This is a genomic window from Viridibacillus sp. FSL H8-0110 (genome assembly GCF_038003565.1).
Lineage (GTDB): Bacteria > Bacillota > Bacilli > Bacillales_A > Planococcaceae > Viridibacillus > Viridibacillus arenosi.
In genome coordinates this window covers 2,314,273-2,331,849 of sequence record NZ_JBBOPJ010000001.1, presented here as the reverse complement: position 1 = coordinate 2,331,849, position 17,577 = coordinate 2,314,273, and the positions used below count along the sequence as shown (strand labels likewise).

Genomic DNA, 17,577 nt, shown 5'->3' with positions numbered 1-17,577 from the left:
TAGCAAACAATAAAAAAACTGCCCCTAGCAAGCTAGTAAGCAGTTTTTAGTAAGTTGAAAGTAGAAAGATAGATTATTTTATGCCAGTATTTGCTTTAACTGTAACTTCAGCATATTTACGAGCATCAGATTTAGCACCAACTAATGAACCAATCCAGCCTGCAAGGAAACCAGCAGGAACAGAAATAATTGCCGGGTTAGTTAATGGGAATAGAGCAGTACCAGTGAAGATTGCAGTACCTTCTGGATTCCAAAGGTTAGGGCTTAATACTACAAGTACTAAAGCAGTTACAAGACCAGTGATCATAGCTGCCATTGCACCAGTTGTATTGAACTTTTTGTAGTAGATTGTGTAAATGATAACAGGTAAGTTTGCACTTGCAGCGATACAGAATGCTAAAGATACTAAGAACGCTACGTTCATTGTTTGAGCACCTAAAGCTAAAATGATAGAGAATACAGATACTCCGATAGAAGCAAGACGAGCAGCCTTCATTTGCTCTTTTTCTGTAACTTTACCTTTTTTGATAATTTGTCCATAAATATCATGGGCGAATGCAGATGCGCCAGATAATACAAGTCCTGCTACAACAGCTAAGATTGTTGCGAATGCAACCGCACAGATGAATGACATTAACATGTCTCCACCAAGTGCTTGAGCTAGAAGTGGTGCAGCCATGTTACCAGCGGCATTTGCACCGATAATTTTTTCAGAACCAACGAATGCAGCAGCACCGAAGCCTAAGAATATAGTTAAGATGTAGAAAATACCAACGATCCAAGTTGCATATACAACTGAACTACGAGCAGTTTTTGCATCTTTAACAGTGAAGAAACGCATTAAGATATGTGGTAAACCAGCAGTACCAAGAACTAGGGCAATCATCATAGACATAGTATCTACGCCATTTGTATATTTTGCACCTGCAACTAAGTAACCCTCACCATGTGGAGTTGCTGTTTTCATTGTATTGAACATTTCAAGAACATTAAAGTTAAATTTCCAAAGTACCATTACCGAAATAATAACTGTACCAATCATTAATAGAACGGCTTTAATGATTTGAACCCAACTTGTTGCAGCCATCCCGCCCCAAAGAACGTAGATTGTCATCATAACACCAACAAGAAGTACAGCAACCCAATAATCAATACCTAATAATAATTGAATAAGTCCGCCTGCACCAACTAGCTGTGCAATCATGTAGAATAATACAATTACAATTGTACTTACTGCAGCAGTTCCACGAACTTTCTTTTGGTCGAAGCGAGCAGTAATCATATCTGCTAAAGTGTAGCGACCAAGGTTTCGTAATGGCTCAGCTACGATATATAACACAACTAAGTAAGCTACTAAGTAACCAATACTATAGAAGAAACCGTCAAATCCAAATAAAGCAATTGCACCAGCGATCCCTAAGAATGATGCAGCTGATAAATAGTCACCAGCAATCGCAATACCATTTTGCCAGCCAGTTAATCCGCCACCCGCTGTATAAAATTCACTAGCTGAGTTTGTTTGCTTCGATGCAAGGTATGTAACGAATAGAGTTAAACCTACGATTGCTACGAAGAAAGAAATACCGATTACACTCATACCCATTAGTACTCACCATCCTTTACTTTCTCAATAATCGATTCTGCTTCTTTGTCAAATTTGTTTGCTTTACTCACATAAGTCATACATAAAATCCATGTCATGATAAATTGAGCAAAAGCAAAAATCCAAACCATTGTAATGTCACCTATTACTTTGACATTTAATACTGTTGTGAATGATGTTAAGACTGGTAAAGTAAAGTAGAAGAGTATAAAAAAGATTGAGACCGGTACGATAAATGAATTCTTCTTTTTTACCAATTTCTTAAAATCTTGACTCTCAGCAATTGCTACATAAGCATCAGCTGTAATCTCTTTATCGCGTTTCTTCGAAGTTTTTTCAGAAGAATCTGAATTTTTAACGCCTTGGAGAACGCTTTCAAGTTTTTGATCCATAAAATTTCCCCCTTTATAAAAGTAAGAGTTAGCAGCGATTACCAAAAACCCTTGAGATAATCATATTCAAATTTGTCTAAAATAGCAATCTTTTTCTATGAAAAAATAAAAAACTTTCTATATTATGTTGTTTTTTTTCTGTATAAATCAAAAATATCCTAATTTCAACATCTGATTAAGATGAGGAAATTAGGATATTTGTAAAAATAACGCGTGTTTATTATCAAAAACCATGTATAAATAACAAATTCTTTAATATGCTAGTTCTATTGTAGTGTTATATTAGAAAATATGTGTTTAAGCGACTAAATAAATAGATTTAATTATGAAATAATGGTTTTTTCGACTGTATTTCCCAATTCTTTTTCCGGTAAAACATTACGGAAAAGTTTTTTAACTATTAATAGAGCAATTATTGTTAGCCCTTCAGCTAAAGGAAAAGCTAACCAAATAAATTGGGATCCAAAATAGTTAGGTAATATCCAAAGTAATGGTAAAAATAATACAAGACTTCTTGCCATTATGATAAACATAGATAATCGAATTCGCTTAATAGATTGATAATATTCGGCCATTATTAAGTTGAAACTTAAAAATAAATACCCTATGAAGAAATAAGAAATACCTTCTTTTGTAAAAGCAATAACCTCTGGGTCCTTCACTCCGAATAACGCAATCATTGGATCTGCGAATAACAAGCCAATTAGTAAGACGGCTGCACCGAAGCCAATACCTGTTATTAAACCAAGTTTTAAAAAGGATTGTAAGCGACCATAAAGTTTAGCACCAAAATGGAAACTCACAATAGGTTGTAGGGCAGCACCAATGCCTAAGAAAACCATTAGGAAAACTACATGTAAGTAATTCACTACGGCGTAAGAAGTTACACCGATTTCACCAACAAAATGACTAAATGTAATATTATAAGCCACGACAATAATAGCGGCAGAACCTTCAACTACAAAACTCGGTGAACCGATTTTTAGTATTTCTACCATCGATTTATAATCAACGGAGAATTTAACAAATCGTAGGACACTTTCTTTACGCACAAAATGATACAGTAAGACGATGACACCAACTACTGTAGAAAGTACTGTTGCATATGCTGCTCCAGCTACACCCATATCCATCATGAAAATGAAAATGTAGTTGAAAACGATATTTAATACTGAAGTAGTAATTAATCCAAACATAGCTAGTTTTGGGTTACCATCATTACGGATGAAAATACTTAGAATATTCTCTAATACATAGACAATACCAAATAGTAAAATAACATGTAAATAATCTTCGACATAAGGAAGAATTTCATCACTGGCTCCAAATAAATAAGCAATTTCTTGTTGCTTCCATAAGCTGAAAACAACTAAAATCCCGACAATTGATATAGCTAACACAAATGACTGGGTAAAAATCGAACGAGCTTTGGCGATATTTGCTTGACCAATTGAAATGGAATACAACGTAGCTCCTCCCATGCCGATCCACAAAGAAATCGACAAGAGAATAGAGAAAATAGGTACAGCAATGTTTATTCCCGCAAGAGCTTCTGGACCAATTCCATTACTAACAAATATGCCATCCACTAATATATTGATAGACATTAAAAGCATCCCTAAAAGAGAGGGGAATAAATAAGATGCAAAAACTTTAGGAACCGAATTATTTTGTAACTTAAACGTTGAATCTGACATTAATAATACTCCTTAAAAAGGAGAAGCACACATTTCCGTTTATAATGTGGGGTTAAACTATACAGCTTTAACCATAACCTTCTCGTTGTGAACATCTAGTTCACCATTAAATTCAAAACCAAATTTCTTATATAAATGAATTGCACCTGGATTATCTTCATATACACTTAAATATATTTTTTGACAATTAAATTCATTTGTTAATTTCTTGATTAATGCTTGAAGCATAATTTTTCCTAACCCTTTCCCTTGGAAATTAGCATCTATAAGGAAACGATCTAACCAAACTTGATCTCCATCCTCATTTGGGAAATATCCATACATCGCAAAGCCAACTAACTTGCTATCTGCGTATAATCCAACAGGGTGGTAATGTAAATCTTCTTTAGCTTCTTGCAAACATTCTTGAGGTGTTTCAATAAATCCTTTTTGCTCTTTTGCCACACTTAATTTCAATATGGCCCTTTCATTTTCTTGCGTTACGTCATGAATCTCTATACTCATGACTATCAGTTCCCTTCAATAGAAAAAAATTCTTTTTACTTACCATTTCACATGGTATATTTGAATGATAAGGTATACGGTAACCGTATAGTCAAGGGAGAAGACTTAAATGAGCGAAAATTTACGTAAATACTTCACAACTGGTGAATTTGCAAAAATCTGTCATGTAAAAAAACAAACACTTTTTCATTATGATGAAATTGGTTTATTGACACCTGAAATCAAAACAGCAAAAGGATATCGATATTATTCTTACCAACAATATGAAGTTTTTGCAGTCATAGAGCTTTTAAAAGAGCTGAAAATGCCGTTAAAAGAAATAAGAGCTTTTTTACAAAATAAAACGCCAATTGAATCAATCGAATTATTAGAACAACAAACACAATTGATCGAGAAAAAAATCGAAAATCTTACTCATCTACGAGAAATACTAGATACTAAAATAGCCATAACAAAAAACGCATTACAAACAGACTTTGAAAGTATTTCATTAGTATATTCTGAAGAAGAGTTGCTATTAAGAAGTGACAGCACACTTGACACTACAGACAAGGAGTTTCTAAAATCGGTTTCCAACTTTATCAATTATAGTGACAACTATGAGTTATATAGTGGCCATCCTATAGGTGCAATCCTTCACAAAGATAAAATATTGGAAAGGGATTTTGAAAATTATTCATTTTTATACACCAAAATGAAGAAAGGTTGGCAGGGAGAGAATATTTGGTCGAAACAATCTGGCTTTTATATCGTCGGATATCATATAGGCGATGAAGTCAATATTTTTGAAACTTATGATAGGTTGATTGCGTATAGTATAGAGCATCAGTTACAATTAAAAGGCTATTCATATGAAGAATATATTTTAGATGCAGTATCAGTTAATGGTATTGATAATTACGTTACTAAAATAATGATAGAGGTTGAAAAAAGTTGATATCCATTGGCGCTATGGGGGACACATCAGATGACTGTACAAATTCAACGACCAACGGATATACCATTACTAGCAGTATTTTTAGAAATGATGAACAATCAGAAAGAACATCATATAGGGTTTTGTAGTTTAGAGCGTCATACTATCCATTCCAAGCTTACTTATTATTTCTCTGATTTGCCATTAAAAGAATCATTCGTAGTCGCTTATGATCATGGGGAAATTATTGGAGCACTGGGTTTTGATGTTTATATGAGTTTAAACAAAGCAAAAGTTTGTGGACCTTTTGTCAAATATCCAAACAAATATCCTTTGTTAGCTGAAGATATGTGGCTGGCTCTAAATGGAGACATGCCGACTGACCTGCGAATATTTGAATTTCTCGTAAATGAAAGTAACTATAGCATGCGTCAGTTACTATTAAAGCTACAGGCAAATGAAATAAAACGAATGTTTTTAACAAAGGCATTTAGAAATACTATTGAAAAGCATGCTAATGAAGAAACATCTGAAATACAATCCAATGTACATCCTTTTCATTTATCGTTTTGTAAGTTCTTGAAAATCGAAGATGATGAATGGCTTAAGTTCACATCTACTTTAAATGAGGAACAGAAACTATTTTTCTACATAGATGAAGTAAAAAACATTTCAGGGTATGCATATGTAAGAGTTGAACCCATGCACTATTTAGGAGAAATTCATCATTATACATTTCAAAGCAGCTTACAGAAAGAAAAGCGTACTCAGTTATTAAGGAAATCATTGATGCATATCTTTTCCTATCATCCTTTTACACAAACTGAGTTATTTCTAGACGTAGATGAACAGTTGGATGTTTTTACAGATGCAGGTTTTAAAGTAACTGATGAAATGATCTATTATCAATTTATTAAAACGACTTAATAAGTCAGTTTAAGGTGGGCGGTTGTGTTGTCAAAGAAAATATTCGTATTAACAGGAGCACTATTAATTTTTGTATTAGTAGGGTATTATTTTTTAATTGTGCATTCCGATATTACAAGGCATGCAGAGCGAATGATAGAAGCGAAAATTCCAAAAGGAGCTGTACTTGTATCTAATAGTGACAGGCACAAGCAGTTCAAAACAAACGGAGAATTTTATGCTGAATACCTTATGAAACCAAAGCAAGTTAAAAGATTTAAAGAATCAATTGAAGAACATGACAAATGGCAACCATTACCTGCTAGTGAAGAGTTTCAACAATTAGTAGCTAAGCAAATTCAACACGCTCTACCAACTGATGAACAGACCGGGAAATACTACTTTAAAAACAATGAGAATGACGATTCCGTTCAAGACATTATGGAAAGTGAGACGTACGACTTTACAGTAGCTGTTTTAAATGAACAGGCGGGTAAACTATATATATTAAAAAAAGTACGGTGAATCGGATAGGTATTGAGTGGAATATCACTTCACCTATATCCATTTGCCAACTTCGTTTTCAATATTAGAAGTAGTGAAGAACTACTCTTTTCAAAAATAAACTAAGACTGCTTAAATACTATAGCAGTCTTTTTTTGTTTCCAAAAGTAGAAAAGTTCTATACTATAAACGGTAAGGTAAGTATTTTAAATAGGAAGTGATGGATTTGATTCATATAAAGAAAAAGTCTCGTTCAATATATCCAATCATTGTGCCTACAAGTTATGGTAATGTAGGTACGATTAATAGCTATATTTTAAATGACGGAGATTCATTATCTTTAATAGATGCGGGGATTAATACAAACAAATACAAAGATGCATTGACGATGACATTGTCTGAAAATGGATATCAAATAAATGATTTATCTCGTATTCTTTTGACTCATCATCATGAAGATCATGTGGGCCTAGTCAATTGGATTTTACAGAGAAATGATATCCCTGTTTATGCACATCATGAAGCCATTCCTCGTCTAATGGTGGAACAAGAATTTCTTGTGATGAGAAAGAAATTTTTTACTGAACTATACATATCGATGGGGTGCATAGAAGAAGCGCAGCCTCGCCTTGAAAAATTACAACAGACAATTGAACATAAAAATGAACTCGCTCTTCAAACAGTCATTCGTCCAATAGGAGAAGGGGATCGTATCTTAGGCATGAAAGTATTAGAAACCCCAGGGCATTCTGCTGATTCTATTAGTTTTTATGATGAGGAAAGGCAATGGTTATTTGCAGGGGATGTAGTTTTAAAAACGACTTCATCAAATGCAATTGTAGATCCAGATATAAAAGGTAAGCGTCTACATCCTGTGAGACAACATGAGAAATCATTAAAAAGGCTAGAGCAATTAGAAATAGAATACCTTTTTGCTGGGCATCAAGAAATTATTGAAGACCATCAAAATGTCATCTTGCAAAAGCTAGATAAGATGCAACGTAAAGCGAATCGTTTATATTCAGTTATTAAAGAAGGGATACACCATCCGAAAGAAATAGCACAAGATTTATATCGTCATAAGTACAATACAGAGTTTTCTCTTGTTATGTCAGAAGTCATTGGCTACTTAGACTATTTAGAAGAAGGTGGCCTCTTAAAGAAATCATTGCAAAATGACGTTTGGCACTATAAAGCACTGTAATAACAAAACCCACACCATTCAGGGTGTGGGTTTTGTTTGGTGTTAGTCCTTCATTTTGAATGTTCGTCTACATGCTTTAAAACACCTTTTTATTTGCCAAACGTTTTGTCCTCCATTCATAACTACTGTTTGAAAATTCCTCCTGCATTTTCACAAACCCAATTGCAATATATTCTAACTTTTCTGTATCATTTGACTTTTCATATAAATGAATCATTTCGGATAATAAGATTATAGATAATTTTTATATTTATAATGTTCTAATAATTATTTAGATAAAATTAGTCCCTCTATCGCTTCTTCGTCTTTCTCAAGTTTATTGTTTGATTTTTACATAATAATATTTAATTGTATTTTTTGCCTAATAGAGTATTATTGGTATTTTAATCATTAGTTAAAATTTCTAAATCAATAGAAGCTTCTTCTACCTCATTATTCAATAATAGTATTTCTATTAAATTTAAATAAATTGTAAATTTAGGGATAAAAATAAATTTTTATAGTTTTTATACAAATAAAAGTACTTTTTACCGAAAATGTAGGATACATACTATTAACCTTCTTAAATCCAGATAAAACATATATTTCATTAACAGTTGCGATGATCTTCTACCTCGGTTGCAAGTGAGATTGTTATCAGTAATGTGTGCTCAGCTGCATTATAATCGCCTTCACCTTAATCGAATCGTACGTTTCTTGTAATTTGTCAATGTTACTTTCAAGCGTTCCGCCACTAGCTTCCTTCCAATTTATAAAAAATTTCGTCCTTTTAAGACACTTTTAGTAATCACTTTCGCATTACAATTATTAACTACTATAACGCGTTTTTCCAAATTCTATTTTGATTTATTGCTAAAATAGGGGAGAAAACTCGAAAAATAAAAGCGATTCGAGACCTGTAATGATGCGTGTATTGCATTCTCGAATCGTCTGAGAGTGAATTTGAAGCAACCTAATTTTTGGGAGAAAACAGAACGTTTTGGAAGGAGGGTTTTGATAAAAATAGTTTTTCAAAATAAGGTTCCCAAATATGCATTTGGGAACCTTTTTTATGCTAAAATAAGAGTATAAGAGGTGACCAATTTTGCAAAATACATACCCAAAAGTAATGAGAGACTTCCTAGTTTATTTAACAGCAATTAAAGGAAAGTCAAAAAGAACACGTGAAGAATATGAATATGATTTATTATTATTTTTTAGATTCTTAAAAGCTGTACAACAAGATATAGAAATAAAGTTAGTGGATAAAATAGATATATCAGACATAACTATCGATTTTATCCGAGAAATATCATTAGAAGACATGTACTTGTTTTTAGAGTATTGTGAGGAGCAAAGACGAAATAGTGCCCATGCGAGAGCAAGAAAAGGTGCTACATTAAAATCCTTTTTCAATTATTTGAAATCAAAACGACACTTAATAGAAGATAACCCTGCAAGTGAGTTAGAATCTCCTAAAATAGGGAAGCGACAACCTATTTATATGACGATGGAAGAGGCAAGAATTTTCATAGATGGAATAAAGGAATCTACGCATTACTATCGTAATTATTGCATGATTACCTTCTTTTTAAACTTAGGAATACGTGTAACAGAGCTATGTAAGCTGAATTTAACCTCCATACAAGGTGACTATTTAACTGTTACAGGTAAAGGTGATAAGGAAAGAACCGTTTTCTTAAATGAAGCTTGTCAGAATGCTCTATCACGTTATTTAAAAAAAGAACGCTATGCTATTAAAGACTCAGATACGAACGAGTCCCTATTTCTATCACAGAAAGGAACACGCCTAACAAGGCAACGTGTTGCTAAAATAGTAAAAGAGATTAACGAGCAGTCAGGATTAAATAAAACAAAGCTAACACCACATAAATTACGTCATACTTCTGCGACAATGATGTATAAAAGTGGGGCAGATATTCGTAGTTTACAGCAGATTTTAGGGCACTCTAGCGTTTCTACAACGCAGATTTATACGCATGTAGAGGATAAAGAAATTCAACAAGTAATTGAAAACAATCCATTTAATCAATTAATTTAATAAGAACAATGTATTTCACTTAAAAATCCGCACTCATATTGAGTTAGCGGATTTATTTTATTTAATTCTATTTACACAGTACTCTATTAGTACTATAATTCCTTATTATTACATTATTATGAGGAGGTTTCATATGTTTACAGTAAAGATTGATGAGAAATTGCAACTGAAGTTATTACAAGAGCATGATGCACAAGAGCTATTTACAGTTATGATGGGTTCAAAAGAGAGTTTAAGAGAGTGGTTGCCCTTTATAGATTCAAATAAATCTGTTGAAGATGCATTGGAATTTATCCGGTCAACTATAAAGCAATTTTGTGCTAATGATGGCTTCCAAACAGCTATCGTATATGAAGGTAACATAGTTGGAGTTATTGGTTTTCACCATATTAATTGGCAAAACAAGTCTACAAGTATCGGATATTGGTTATCGAAGGACTATGAAGGGTTAGGTATTATGACCAAATCAGTACATAAGCTTATGGATCATGCCTTTCATGATTTGAAGCTAAAACGTATAGAAATTCGCGCAGCTATTGAAAATAAGAGAAGTAGAGCGATTCCAGAAAGGTTAGGAATGACATTAGAAGGTATTAGTCGTCAATCAGAGTGGTTATACGATCATTTTGTAGACCATGCCGTTTATAGCATTCTTCTTGAAGAATGGGAAATTAAGTAGTTGAGACCATCTTGAATGGTCTTTTTTTTAGTAGTTTACATAATATTATTATGTAAACTACTAAAAAATACAGGTAAAAAATTAATAGTTATTATTGCCTAATATTTAGAATTTTATATATTTTAAGCTTGGTTAGAAAAGTTATTTGTAAAATCTTTTTAAGATAATTCGAGAAAAATTAGCTTATGAAATTTCTATTTCATTTTTTAGATTCAGACAATTGAACTAGCTAAAATTATTGATAATCCCATTTGATTTTTGATGTTTTTCAATTATTTTACAGTCAGGAACCTATAAAATGTAGAAAAAGTATATCTCTATTACTATAAATACTATATTAATAGTGTAATAATTTGATAATAGGAGATTTTTATTCAAACTTTAATTTTTTCATACTTTTTTCAGTTTAGGACTTTTTACCTTTTGTTTTTATTTGAATAATAGCCTTATATTGGTTGTGATAAAATAGTAACAAGAGAGAAATTGCTCGAATAATGCCGAACTGATTAGGAGTGAGGTCAAATGGACCAAAGTTATAGTCAAGCGACAGGTCTTAGCCAGCTTAATGATGCGTATACAGTACAACAATTAATAGATATTCAGCATGCATTAGACCAATCTATTATTGTTGCTATAACAAATAATCAAGGTATCATTACATTTGTAAATAATCATTTTTGTACCATTTCTAAATACAGTAAAGATGAGTTAATTGGGCAAGATCACCGTTTGTTGAACTCTGGTCATCATCCTAAAGCTTTTTTTAAAGAATTATGGCGTACAATTGGGAGCGGGAAAATATGGCGTGGTGATATTTGTAATCGTGCAAAGGATGGTAGTTTATACTGGGTGCAAACAACAATCATACCTTTTTTGAACGAAAAGGGTAAACTTTACCAATATGTATCGATTCGGACAGATATAACAGAACAAAAAAATATAAAAAAGCTAAAACTCTTTGCTTACCATGACGAATTGACAGGCTTATATAACCGTCGAATGATGAATATATGTTTAGCAGATCTATTCAAAAATGCACATAAAGAAGGTTTTTCATTGTCACTCTTAATGATGGATATTGACCGTTTTAAGAGTATTAATGATGGATTAGGTCATTTAACAGGGGATCTATTTCTAATTGAAGTAGCGACACGCCTGAAAAGATTAGGTATCGATGAAAAATCACTGTTTCGCTATAGTGGTGATAAATTCGCCATTATTATGAAGAATAATGAACAAGCTATTTGGAAAGCACATCAAATAATGGCTAATTTTGAAGAAAGTTTTTTGATTGAACAATTTGAATTTTATTCTTCCATCAGTATTGGCATAAGCTCAAGCCTAGCCGATGCAAGTACACCAGAGGACTTAATAAAATGTGCGAATGTCGCCTTGCTTGAGGCTAAAAAGAATAAAGTCAGCAATTACATACAATATGAAAATACGATGAATAGTACTCATAATCAATTCCTGCTGCTAGAAACAAAACTCCGTCATGCTATAAAGCAAGATGAAATTCAACTGTATTATCAACCGAAAATCGATTTAGAAACAAATCAATTAATCGGAATGGAAGGTTTAATTCGTTGGTATGATAAAGATTACGGCTTTATCTCTCCATCTAAATTTATCCCTTTTGCAGAAGAGTGCGGATTGATTAGTTCTATTGGTGAATGGACATTAAAAAGAGCTTGTAAACAAATGAAGAAGTGGCTTGATGAATATGGGTTTGATATTCGTATTTCAGTTAATATTTCGCCTATTCATTTGAAGGAAAGAAATTTTGTACACAATTTACGTGCAGTATTAAGAGATACAGGTTTACCAGCTAAAAATTTAGAGTTGGAAATTACCGAAATGAGCTTAATGCATCAAACAGAAGAATTAATTGAAACGTTTAATCAAATAAAAGAACTGGGTGTAATCATCGCGATTGATGATTTTGGAACAGGTTATTCCTCACTCAGCTATTTAAAGCAGTTTCCAATTGATGTTTTGAAGATTGATCAATCTTTCATCCGTGGATTAAAAACAGGACTTAGTAATGTCGCAATGGTGACTGCTATTATCAAATTAGCGCATGCATTAAATATGAAGGTGGTTGCTGAAGGAGTAGAGACGGAAGATGAATTGTATATCGTCCGTGAAAACCTATGTGACTTTGCACAAGGATATTACTTTAGTAAGCCATTACCGACTGATGAATTTTCCGCAAAATTGCATGAATTATATGTTTTGAGAATGTAATGAAGTGCTTTTTATAATAAGAAAACCATATAAAAAGGTCGCCACTATACGCTGTGGTGACCTTTTTGTTTGTTTTTTTGAATGGATTTTATAATCTGATCCCAATACGTTGTTGTTAGGTTTATAGTTCATAGGATTAAGTTAAGCCAGCAAGAACGAAAGTTGCACCGAGAGGGGTTCCAGTGACCTCTACAACACCCGATAGACCGACTTTGTTAGCGGCTATAATCATCATAAGTAACACCTCTAAGAGCATCTAGAGCTTCTTAAAATAGAAAGCTATCTAAAGGCACTAAGAATCAAACCTTATTTCATTAAAGGCCTAGTTAATGGAATAGCAAGGAACTTGACACCTCACCTTTTGGTGTCCTATAATCGATAAGACACTAAAAGGTGTCCTATTAGGTAATTAAAGTTTAATCGTTGACATTACAGGAAATAATAATGAAAAGGTGGGGGTGATTTTGAACGAAAAGGGTCAAGTGAGGGATGTTTATGACGCTGTTGCCGATCCAACAAGACGAAAATTACTTCGAATGTTATCAGATGTTGAAGAATTACCCCTACATGAGATAACGGTTCATTTTCAAATGGGGCGTACAGCAGTTTCTAAGCATTTGGCTATCCTTAAAGATGCGGATCTTGTAATTGCCCGAAAAGTTGGTAGAGAGACAAGGTATCGGTTGAATGCAACTCCGTTGAAAGAAATAAAAGATTGGGTATCTTTTTACGAAGGATTCTGGAAAGAGAGAATTATCAAATTAAATCTTATTTTGGAGGAACAAAAAATGAAACCAGATGTATCATTAGATTTTCAATTTACAAATTCAATCGAGCAGGTGTGGAACGCTTTAACAGATCCGGATACACTAGCGAAATGGATATGGAAAAATGACTTTAAACCGATCGTAGGACATAAATTTCAATTTAGAGCTGAGCCAAATGAGTGGTGGGATGGAATTGTAGATTGCGAGGTACTCGAAGTGGACGAGCCTCATACATTATCTTACACATGGTTAAGTGCTGGAGAAAGCACTACTATTACATGGACTTTGAAAAAAGGTTCAGATGGAACTATCCATCTACATCTAGATCAAACTGGATTTAGTGAAGAAACAAAAGCACGCCAAGGAGCTATCGAAGGAGCTAAATATGCTTGGACCAATATGGGTGCCCAGCTTGGAAAAGTACTAGCAGAACAGTAAAAATGATATCTTCTTTCTCATTGATGCCTGATGTTCAGGACCAACCTTTTGAGTAGGTATTTGAATATATAAATCAAATAGAAACGATGAGGATTAATATTAACCGTTTATACTAATAAACCATTCTTTAACAGGGCGCAATTCCGTAGCAAGAATTGTGCTCTTTCTTATGATATGAGGTAATTCTGAAGCAAGAAGGAAGCCCTTTTTATTTCGCACTTAATGGAAAAAAATATAAAAAAAGCGAGCAATTATCTGATATATAAGTGCAGACTAATTGCTGGAATTGTGCCATTAAATTGTTTCTTCAAAACGGTTTTAGAAATCTTCCTCTCAAGTTAGTATAAGATTGTCGATTCGAAAAAAACAACAAATTCAATTGAAGTTTTACAATTATGGCAATATTAAATTTACAGAATCGAGAGGGCATCATTATGAAAATCAATCAATTAATTGCAAATAATATTAACAATTTAGATGCCGTACTACCAGTAGATAAATCGTTAGGAATTGCTGGTTTGTCTGGATCTGGTAAAACGACTTTCTGTCAAACAATTGGTGAAGAATCCAAGAAGCGTCTCGTTTCTTTATTGCCAAAAGCTGAATATCAGTATTTATTTCCAACAATTATGGATACAAATTTTAGTGCCATCAAGATGGAAGAAATGCCTTTAGTCCTTTTCCTTGGAAAATCATCAATCTCTTCTAATCCGCGTTCTACAATTGGTACACATACAGGCGTATTTAAAGACATTCGTGTTACTCTTGCTGAAAAATTCAACCTGTCTCCAGAAGTTTTTTCATTTAATAATGAGTTAGGGTGGTGTCCAAGTTGTAAAGGTCGTGGAACAACTAAAAATGTCGAATGTCCTAAGTGTCAGGGGAAGCGCTATAATCAAGAAGTTGAGCAATATATGATGGAATTATTTGATAAACCACATAATATTGCCGATATTAACGACTTAAGCATTGAATCTATTATTTCACTTGCAGAAGTTTTAAATATTAGTGAAGGTAAACAACATATTCTCAAAAATATGATCAATATGAATATTGGTTACTTAACATTAAATCGCATTATGGGTACATTGTCAGGCGGAGAATTAACACGCCTGTACTTGGCAGAATTTATGGCATCAAGTGAAAATACCGTTATTATTATTGATGAAATATCTGTGGGTCTAGATCACCAAACGCTATTGAAAATTTTAGAACAGATTAAACAATTGGGCTATAAGAATCAAATTTGGCTCATTGATCATTCTGACACGGTGCTTGACGCAACGGATGAGCAATTGTTTTTTGGTCCAGGTAGTGGTAAATACGGCGGGAAAATTGTTGAAGAATCACCACGTCCAAAACCAATCATTTGGGAACAAAATGAAGCATTGCCAACAGGTTACTATCAATTCAAAGAGCTTTACTGTCGTAATATTCAAATGGCAGAAATTCAGATTCCTCAAAATAGACTTGTAACGTTTACGGGTGAATCAGGATGTGGTAAATCGACACTTGTTAATGAATGTATGGCCAAAGACTTTCTGAAGCGATATCCAAAAGATAAAATTGTTATGGTCGGGCAAGAACGAAACCAATCGATTACGAGTCGGTCAACAGTTGCGACGTTTCTTGATATAAAAAGGAAACTCACAAAATATAGTGAAGATATTAATGATATTTTTCAGCGCTCGATTGAAGATATTATTGATGAACTCCCAGAAGGAGATATCGCTCATAAACGCTTGAGTTTATTGATCAAACTTGGACTTGGTTATTTGACGTTGGAAAGAAAAACACAGTCCTTATCGACTGGTGAATTTCAATGTGTCCATTTAGTTTCGGAGCTGTTTGCCAACTCTAGAAACCCACATACTCTTTTTATTTTTGACGAGCCTTCAAAAGGTTTATCACAAAATATCTTAAATCAATTCATCGATAGTCTGAGAAGCATTTTGCAAGATGAAACTGTCTCAATAATAATGATTGAACATAATGCGTATATGCTAGAAAACTCTGATTTTATCGTTGATTTTGGTAAAAGACAGCTTGCACCTGTAGAGCATCTAGATGTTGTCAGACATGAAGACTATTATCGTCAAAAAAACAGTGAAGACAGAGTTGTTCCGTTACGAATCTCTTCAACACTCAATCAACAAAATGGGGTTAACTACTTAAAAGAAAATCATATTGCCTATTTTAAAAATGCAGAAAACGTCTATAAGGGTGGCATCCTAAAAAGCTTATCATCAATGGCACGTTTGATTTATGGTGAATACGAATCGGAAACAATTGCACCCGTCATCGCTATTGATTTAGAACGGCATTTGTATAGTCAATATAGTTTTCTTTATGAAATGGGAGGCTTGATCAACCATATTGTGGCAGCTCATCCGACCAATAAAAATACGAATAGCTTTGATTTCTATAATCAAGAAAACCATTGTCCATCCTGCTCTGGGCGCCAACTAATTGAAAAATTTGATATAGATATTGTTATTCAGGACAAAACCGTGTCATTCTGGGATGGCCTATTCCATCCAGAAGTAATGAAGGTTTTAAAATTCTATCAATATCCAAAATTGCAATTCCTCTTTGATGAGATTAAGAATGAGCTCGGTCAGGATTTAAGTAAAAGTTTTAATGACATGACGGAAGCAGAAAAACACACCTTTTTATATGGGTATTGGGAAAGGTCATTCTATGATAAAGCAGGCAAAGCTTCGAGGATTTGGGAAGGCTTTAATTTAATCATTGGCCGCTATATATTTGTATCTAAATCGATTATTAAAGAGCAAATAAAAGCATCTAAAGAGTTGATTACCTGTCCAATCTGTGAAGGAACCGTGCTAAACCATCATAAAAAGCTAAAATTTGACGACACGGATATTCGAAAGATTATTCAGCAGCCTATTAATCAAGTGTTGAAAACAGTTGGTAAGTTACAGATACTAGAAAAACTAAAAGCTATCGTCGGTGGTGATATGACTTTGACTGAAGATGTCTCCTTATTACCTAGGGGAACACAGGTTGCTTTGAAAATGTTTGAACTGGAGCAGGGAAGCTTTGCCCATTATGAAATGGTTTTACAAAATGTACTACCTTTTTGGGGCAGTATTAGCGGCAATATCGAATCCATCAGCATGAATAATCGGATCACCATCTGTGATTTTGACAATATTACCGAAACGAGAGAAACGATCATTGATAAGTATTTCACCAATGGTAAATATAAAAAGCTTACCTATGTCTATGAAGCGTTTGGTTACAAAAAAATTGTCACTCAAATTAATAAGATTAAAAAAAGTCATCAATGTCCTTTCTGTAAAGGGAAGAAAGTAATTTCTGAAGATGGACTACATGATGGTGTGTATAAATTATCAGTACCATGTGTTAGTTGTTATGAAAGTGGCATCAATGATGAAGGGCGTAAGGAAATCGTAGATGGCATAGACGTGCAAACATGGTTAACTGGCAAAGTAAGTGATGTTGTTGCTGAAAGTCCAAATCTTGAGGCTGTAGCTCATATTCCAATTTTCAATCGTATTCGTGATTTGAATAAGCGAGAGATGATGGGGATATATCAATTCCTTGAGCAAAATAATTAAATTAAATATAAAAAATGTGATATTTAAGTAAAGATTAGCTGTCACGCAATGAAGAAAACTCATTTGCAATAAAA

Annotated in this window: 13 protein-coding genes and 1 pseudogene; 10 read left to right on the top strand and 4 right to left on the bottom strand. The window is 33.4% G+C overall.

The genetic code is table 11. From position 1 onward, the window contains the following. Nucleotides 1-73: 73 nt before the first annotated feature. The 4 genes from MHH98_RS11645 to MHH98_RS11630 form a co-directional block, all read right to left on the bottom strand. Nucleotides 74-1,597 (bottom strand): solute symporter family protein, encoded by a 1,524-nt coding sequence (locus tag MHH98_RS11645; protein ID WP_038182993.1) that lies wholly within the window; start codon nt 1,595-1,597, stop codon nt 74-76. 5 nt (nt 1,598-1,602) lie between these two features. Then, nucleotides 1,603-1,995 carry a DUF485 domain-containing protein gene (locus tag MHH98_RS11640; RefSeq protein ID WP_081730042.1) on the bottom strand — a complete coding sequence of 131 codons (393 nt, stop codon included), beginning with the start codon at nt 1,993-1,995 and terminating at the stop codon, nt 1,603-1,605. Between the two features lie 323 nt (nt 1,996-2,318). After that, entirely contained in the window at nt 2,319-3,692 is a 1,374-nt protein-coding gene (locus MHH98_RS11635) for an MATE family efflux transporter (RefSeq protein WP_051448618.1), read from the bottom strand. 57 nt (nt 3,693-3,749) lie between these two features. Next, complete coding sequence (locus MHH98_RS11630; RefSeq protein WP_038181564.1) at nt 3,750-4,196, bottom strand: GNAT family N-acetyltransferase; 447 nt, start codon at nt 4,194-4,196, stop codon at nt 3,750-3,752. A 109-nt stretch (nt 4,197-4,305) separates the two neighbouring features. Between MHH98_RS11630 and MHH98_RS11625 the strand changes: the two genes are divergently transcribed. From MHH98_RS11625 to MHH98_RS11580, 10 genes and pseudogenes are all read left to right on the top strand, one after another. After that, the gene (locus tag MHH98_RS11625; protein ID WP_038181570.1) at nt 4,306-5,133 is read left to right on the top strand and encodes a MerR family transcriptional regulator; all 828 of its coding nucleotides are present in this window, start codon (nt 4,306-4,308) and stop codon (nt 5,131-5,133) included. 30 nt (nt 5,134-5,163) lie between these two features. Further along, nucleotides 5,164-6,039, top strand: a complete 876-nt coding sequence (locus MHH98_RS11620) for a hypothetical protein (RefSeq protein ID WP_038181575.1) — start codon at nt 5,164-5,166, stop codon at nt 6,037-6,039. Between the two features lie 27 nt (nt 6,040-6,066). Then, nucleotides 6,067-6,543, top strand: a complete 477-nt coding sequence (locus MHH98_RS11615; RefSeq protein WP_038181580.1) for a hypothetical protein — start codon at nt 6,067-6,069, stop codon at nt 6,541-6,543. 205 nt (nt 6,544-6,748) lie between these two features. Next, nucleotides 6,749-7,726: an MBL fold metallo-hydrolase gene (locus tag MHH98_RS11610; RefSeq protein ID WP_051448619.1), complete on the top strand. Its 978-nt coding sequence runs from the start codon at nt 6,749-6,751 to the stop codon at nt 7,724-7,726. A 1,084-nt stretch (nt 7,727-8,810) separates the two neighbouring features. Then, nucleotides 8,811-9,767: a tyrosine recombinase XerC gene (locus MHH98_RS11605; protein WP_340712877.1), complete on the top strand. Its 957-nt coding sequence runs from the start codon at nt 8,811-8,813 to the stop codon at nt 9,765-9,767. Between the two features lie 133 nt (nt 9,768-9,900). After that, nucleotides 9,901-10,446, top strand: coding sequence for a GNAT family N-acetyltransferase (locus MHH98_RS11600; RefSeq protein WP_038181590.1), 546 nt, complete (start codon nt 9,901-9,903; stop codon nt 10,444-10,446). 522 nt (nt 10,447-10,968) lie between these two features. After that, nucleotides 10,969-12,693, top strand: coding sequence for a putative bifunctional diguanylate cyclase/phosphodiesterase (locus tag MHH98_RS11595; protein WP_038181593.1), 1,725 nt, complete (start codon nt 10,969-10,971; stop codon nt 12,691-12,693). Between the two features lie 536 nt (nt 12,694-13,229). Further along, nucleotides 13,230-13,343 (top strand): annotated as a pseudogene (locus MHH98_RS11590) (ArsR family transcriptional regulator); the annotation flags it as partial. A gap of 138 nt (nt 13,344-13,481) precedes the next feature. Further along, nucleotides 13,482-13,898 (top strand): SRPBCC family protein, encoded by a 417-nt coding sequence (locus tag MHH98_RS11585; protein WP_038183008.1) that lies wholly within the window; start codon nt 13,482-13,484, stop codon nt 13,896-13,898. Between the two features lie 434 nt (nt 13,899-14,332). Beyond that, on the top strand, nt 14,333-17,503 hold the full coding sequence (locus MHH98_RS11580; RefSeq protein ID WP_340712875.1) for an ATP-binding cassette domain-containing protein: 3,171 nt from the start codon (nt 14,333-14,335) through the stop codon (nt 17,501-17,503). Nucleotides 17,504-17,577 lie beyond the last annotated feature (74 nt).

Bases quoted from the DNA above. Each gene is read 5' to 3' on its own strand.
- MHH98_RS11645 (WP_038182993.1), bottom strand. From the start codon at position 1,597: ATGAGTGTAATCGGTATTTCTTTCTTCGTAGCAATCGTAGGTTTAACT.
- MHH98_RS11640 (WP_081730042.1), bottom strand. From the start codon at position 1,995: ATGGATCAAAAACTTGAAAGCGTTCTCCAAGGCGTTAAAAATTCAGAT.
- MHH98_RS11635 (WP_051448618.1), bottom strand. From the start codon at position 3,692: ATGTCAGATTCAACGTTTAAGTTACAAAATAATTCGGTTCCTAAAGTT.
- MHH98_RS11630 (WP_038181564.1), bottom strand. From the start codon at position 4,196: ATGAGTATAGAGATTCATGACGTAACGCAAGAAAATGAAAGGGCCATA.
- MHH98_RS11625 (WP_038181570.1), top strand. From the start codon at position 4,306: ATGAGCGAAAATTTACGTAAATACTTCACAACTGGTGAATTTGCAAAA.
- MHH98_RS11620 (WP_038181575.1), top strand. From the start codon at position 5,164: ATGACTGTACAAATTCAACGACCAACGGATATACCATTACTAGCAGTA.
- MHH98_RS11600 (WP_038181590.1), top strand. From the start codon at position 9,901: ATGTTTACAGTAAAGATTGATGAGAAATTGCAACTGAAGTTATTACAA.
- MHH98_RS11595 (WP_038181593.1), top strand. From the start codon at position 10,969: ATGGACCAAAGTTATAGTCAAGCGACAGGTCTTAGCCAGCTTAATGAT.
- MHH98_RS11585 (WP_038183008.1), top strand. From the start codon at position 13,482: ATGAAACCAGATGTATCATTAGATTTTCAATTTACAAATTCAATCGAG.
- MHH98_RS11580 (WP_340712875.1), top strand. From the start codon at position 14,333: ATGAAAATCAATCAATTAATTGCAAATAATATTAACAATTTAGATGCC.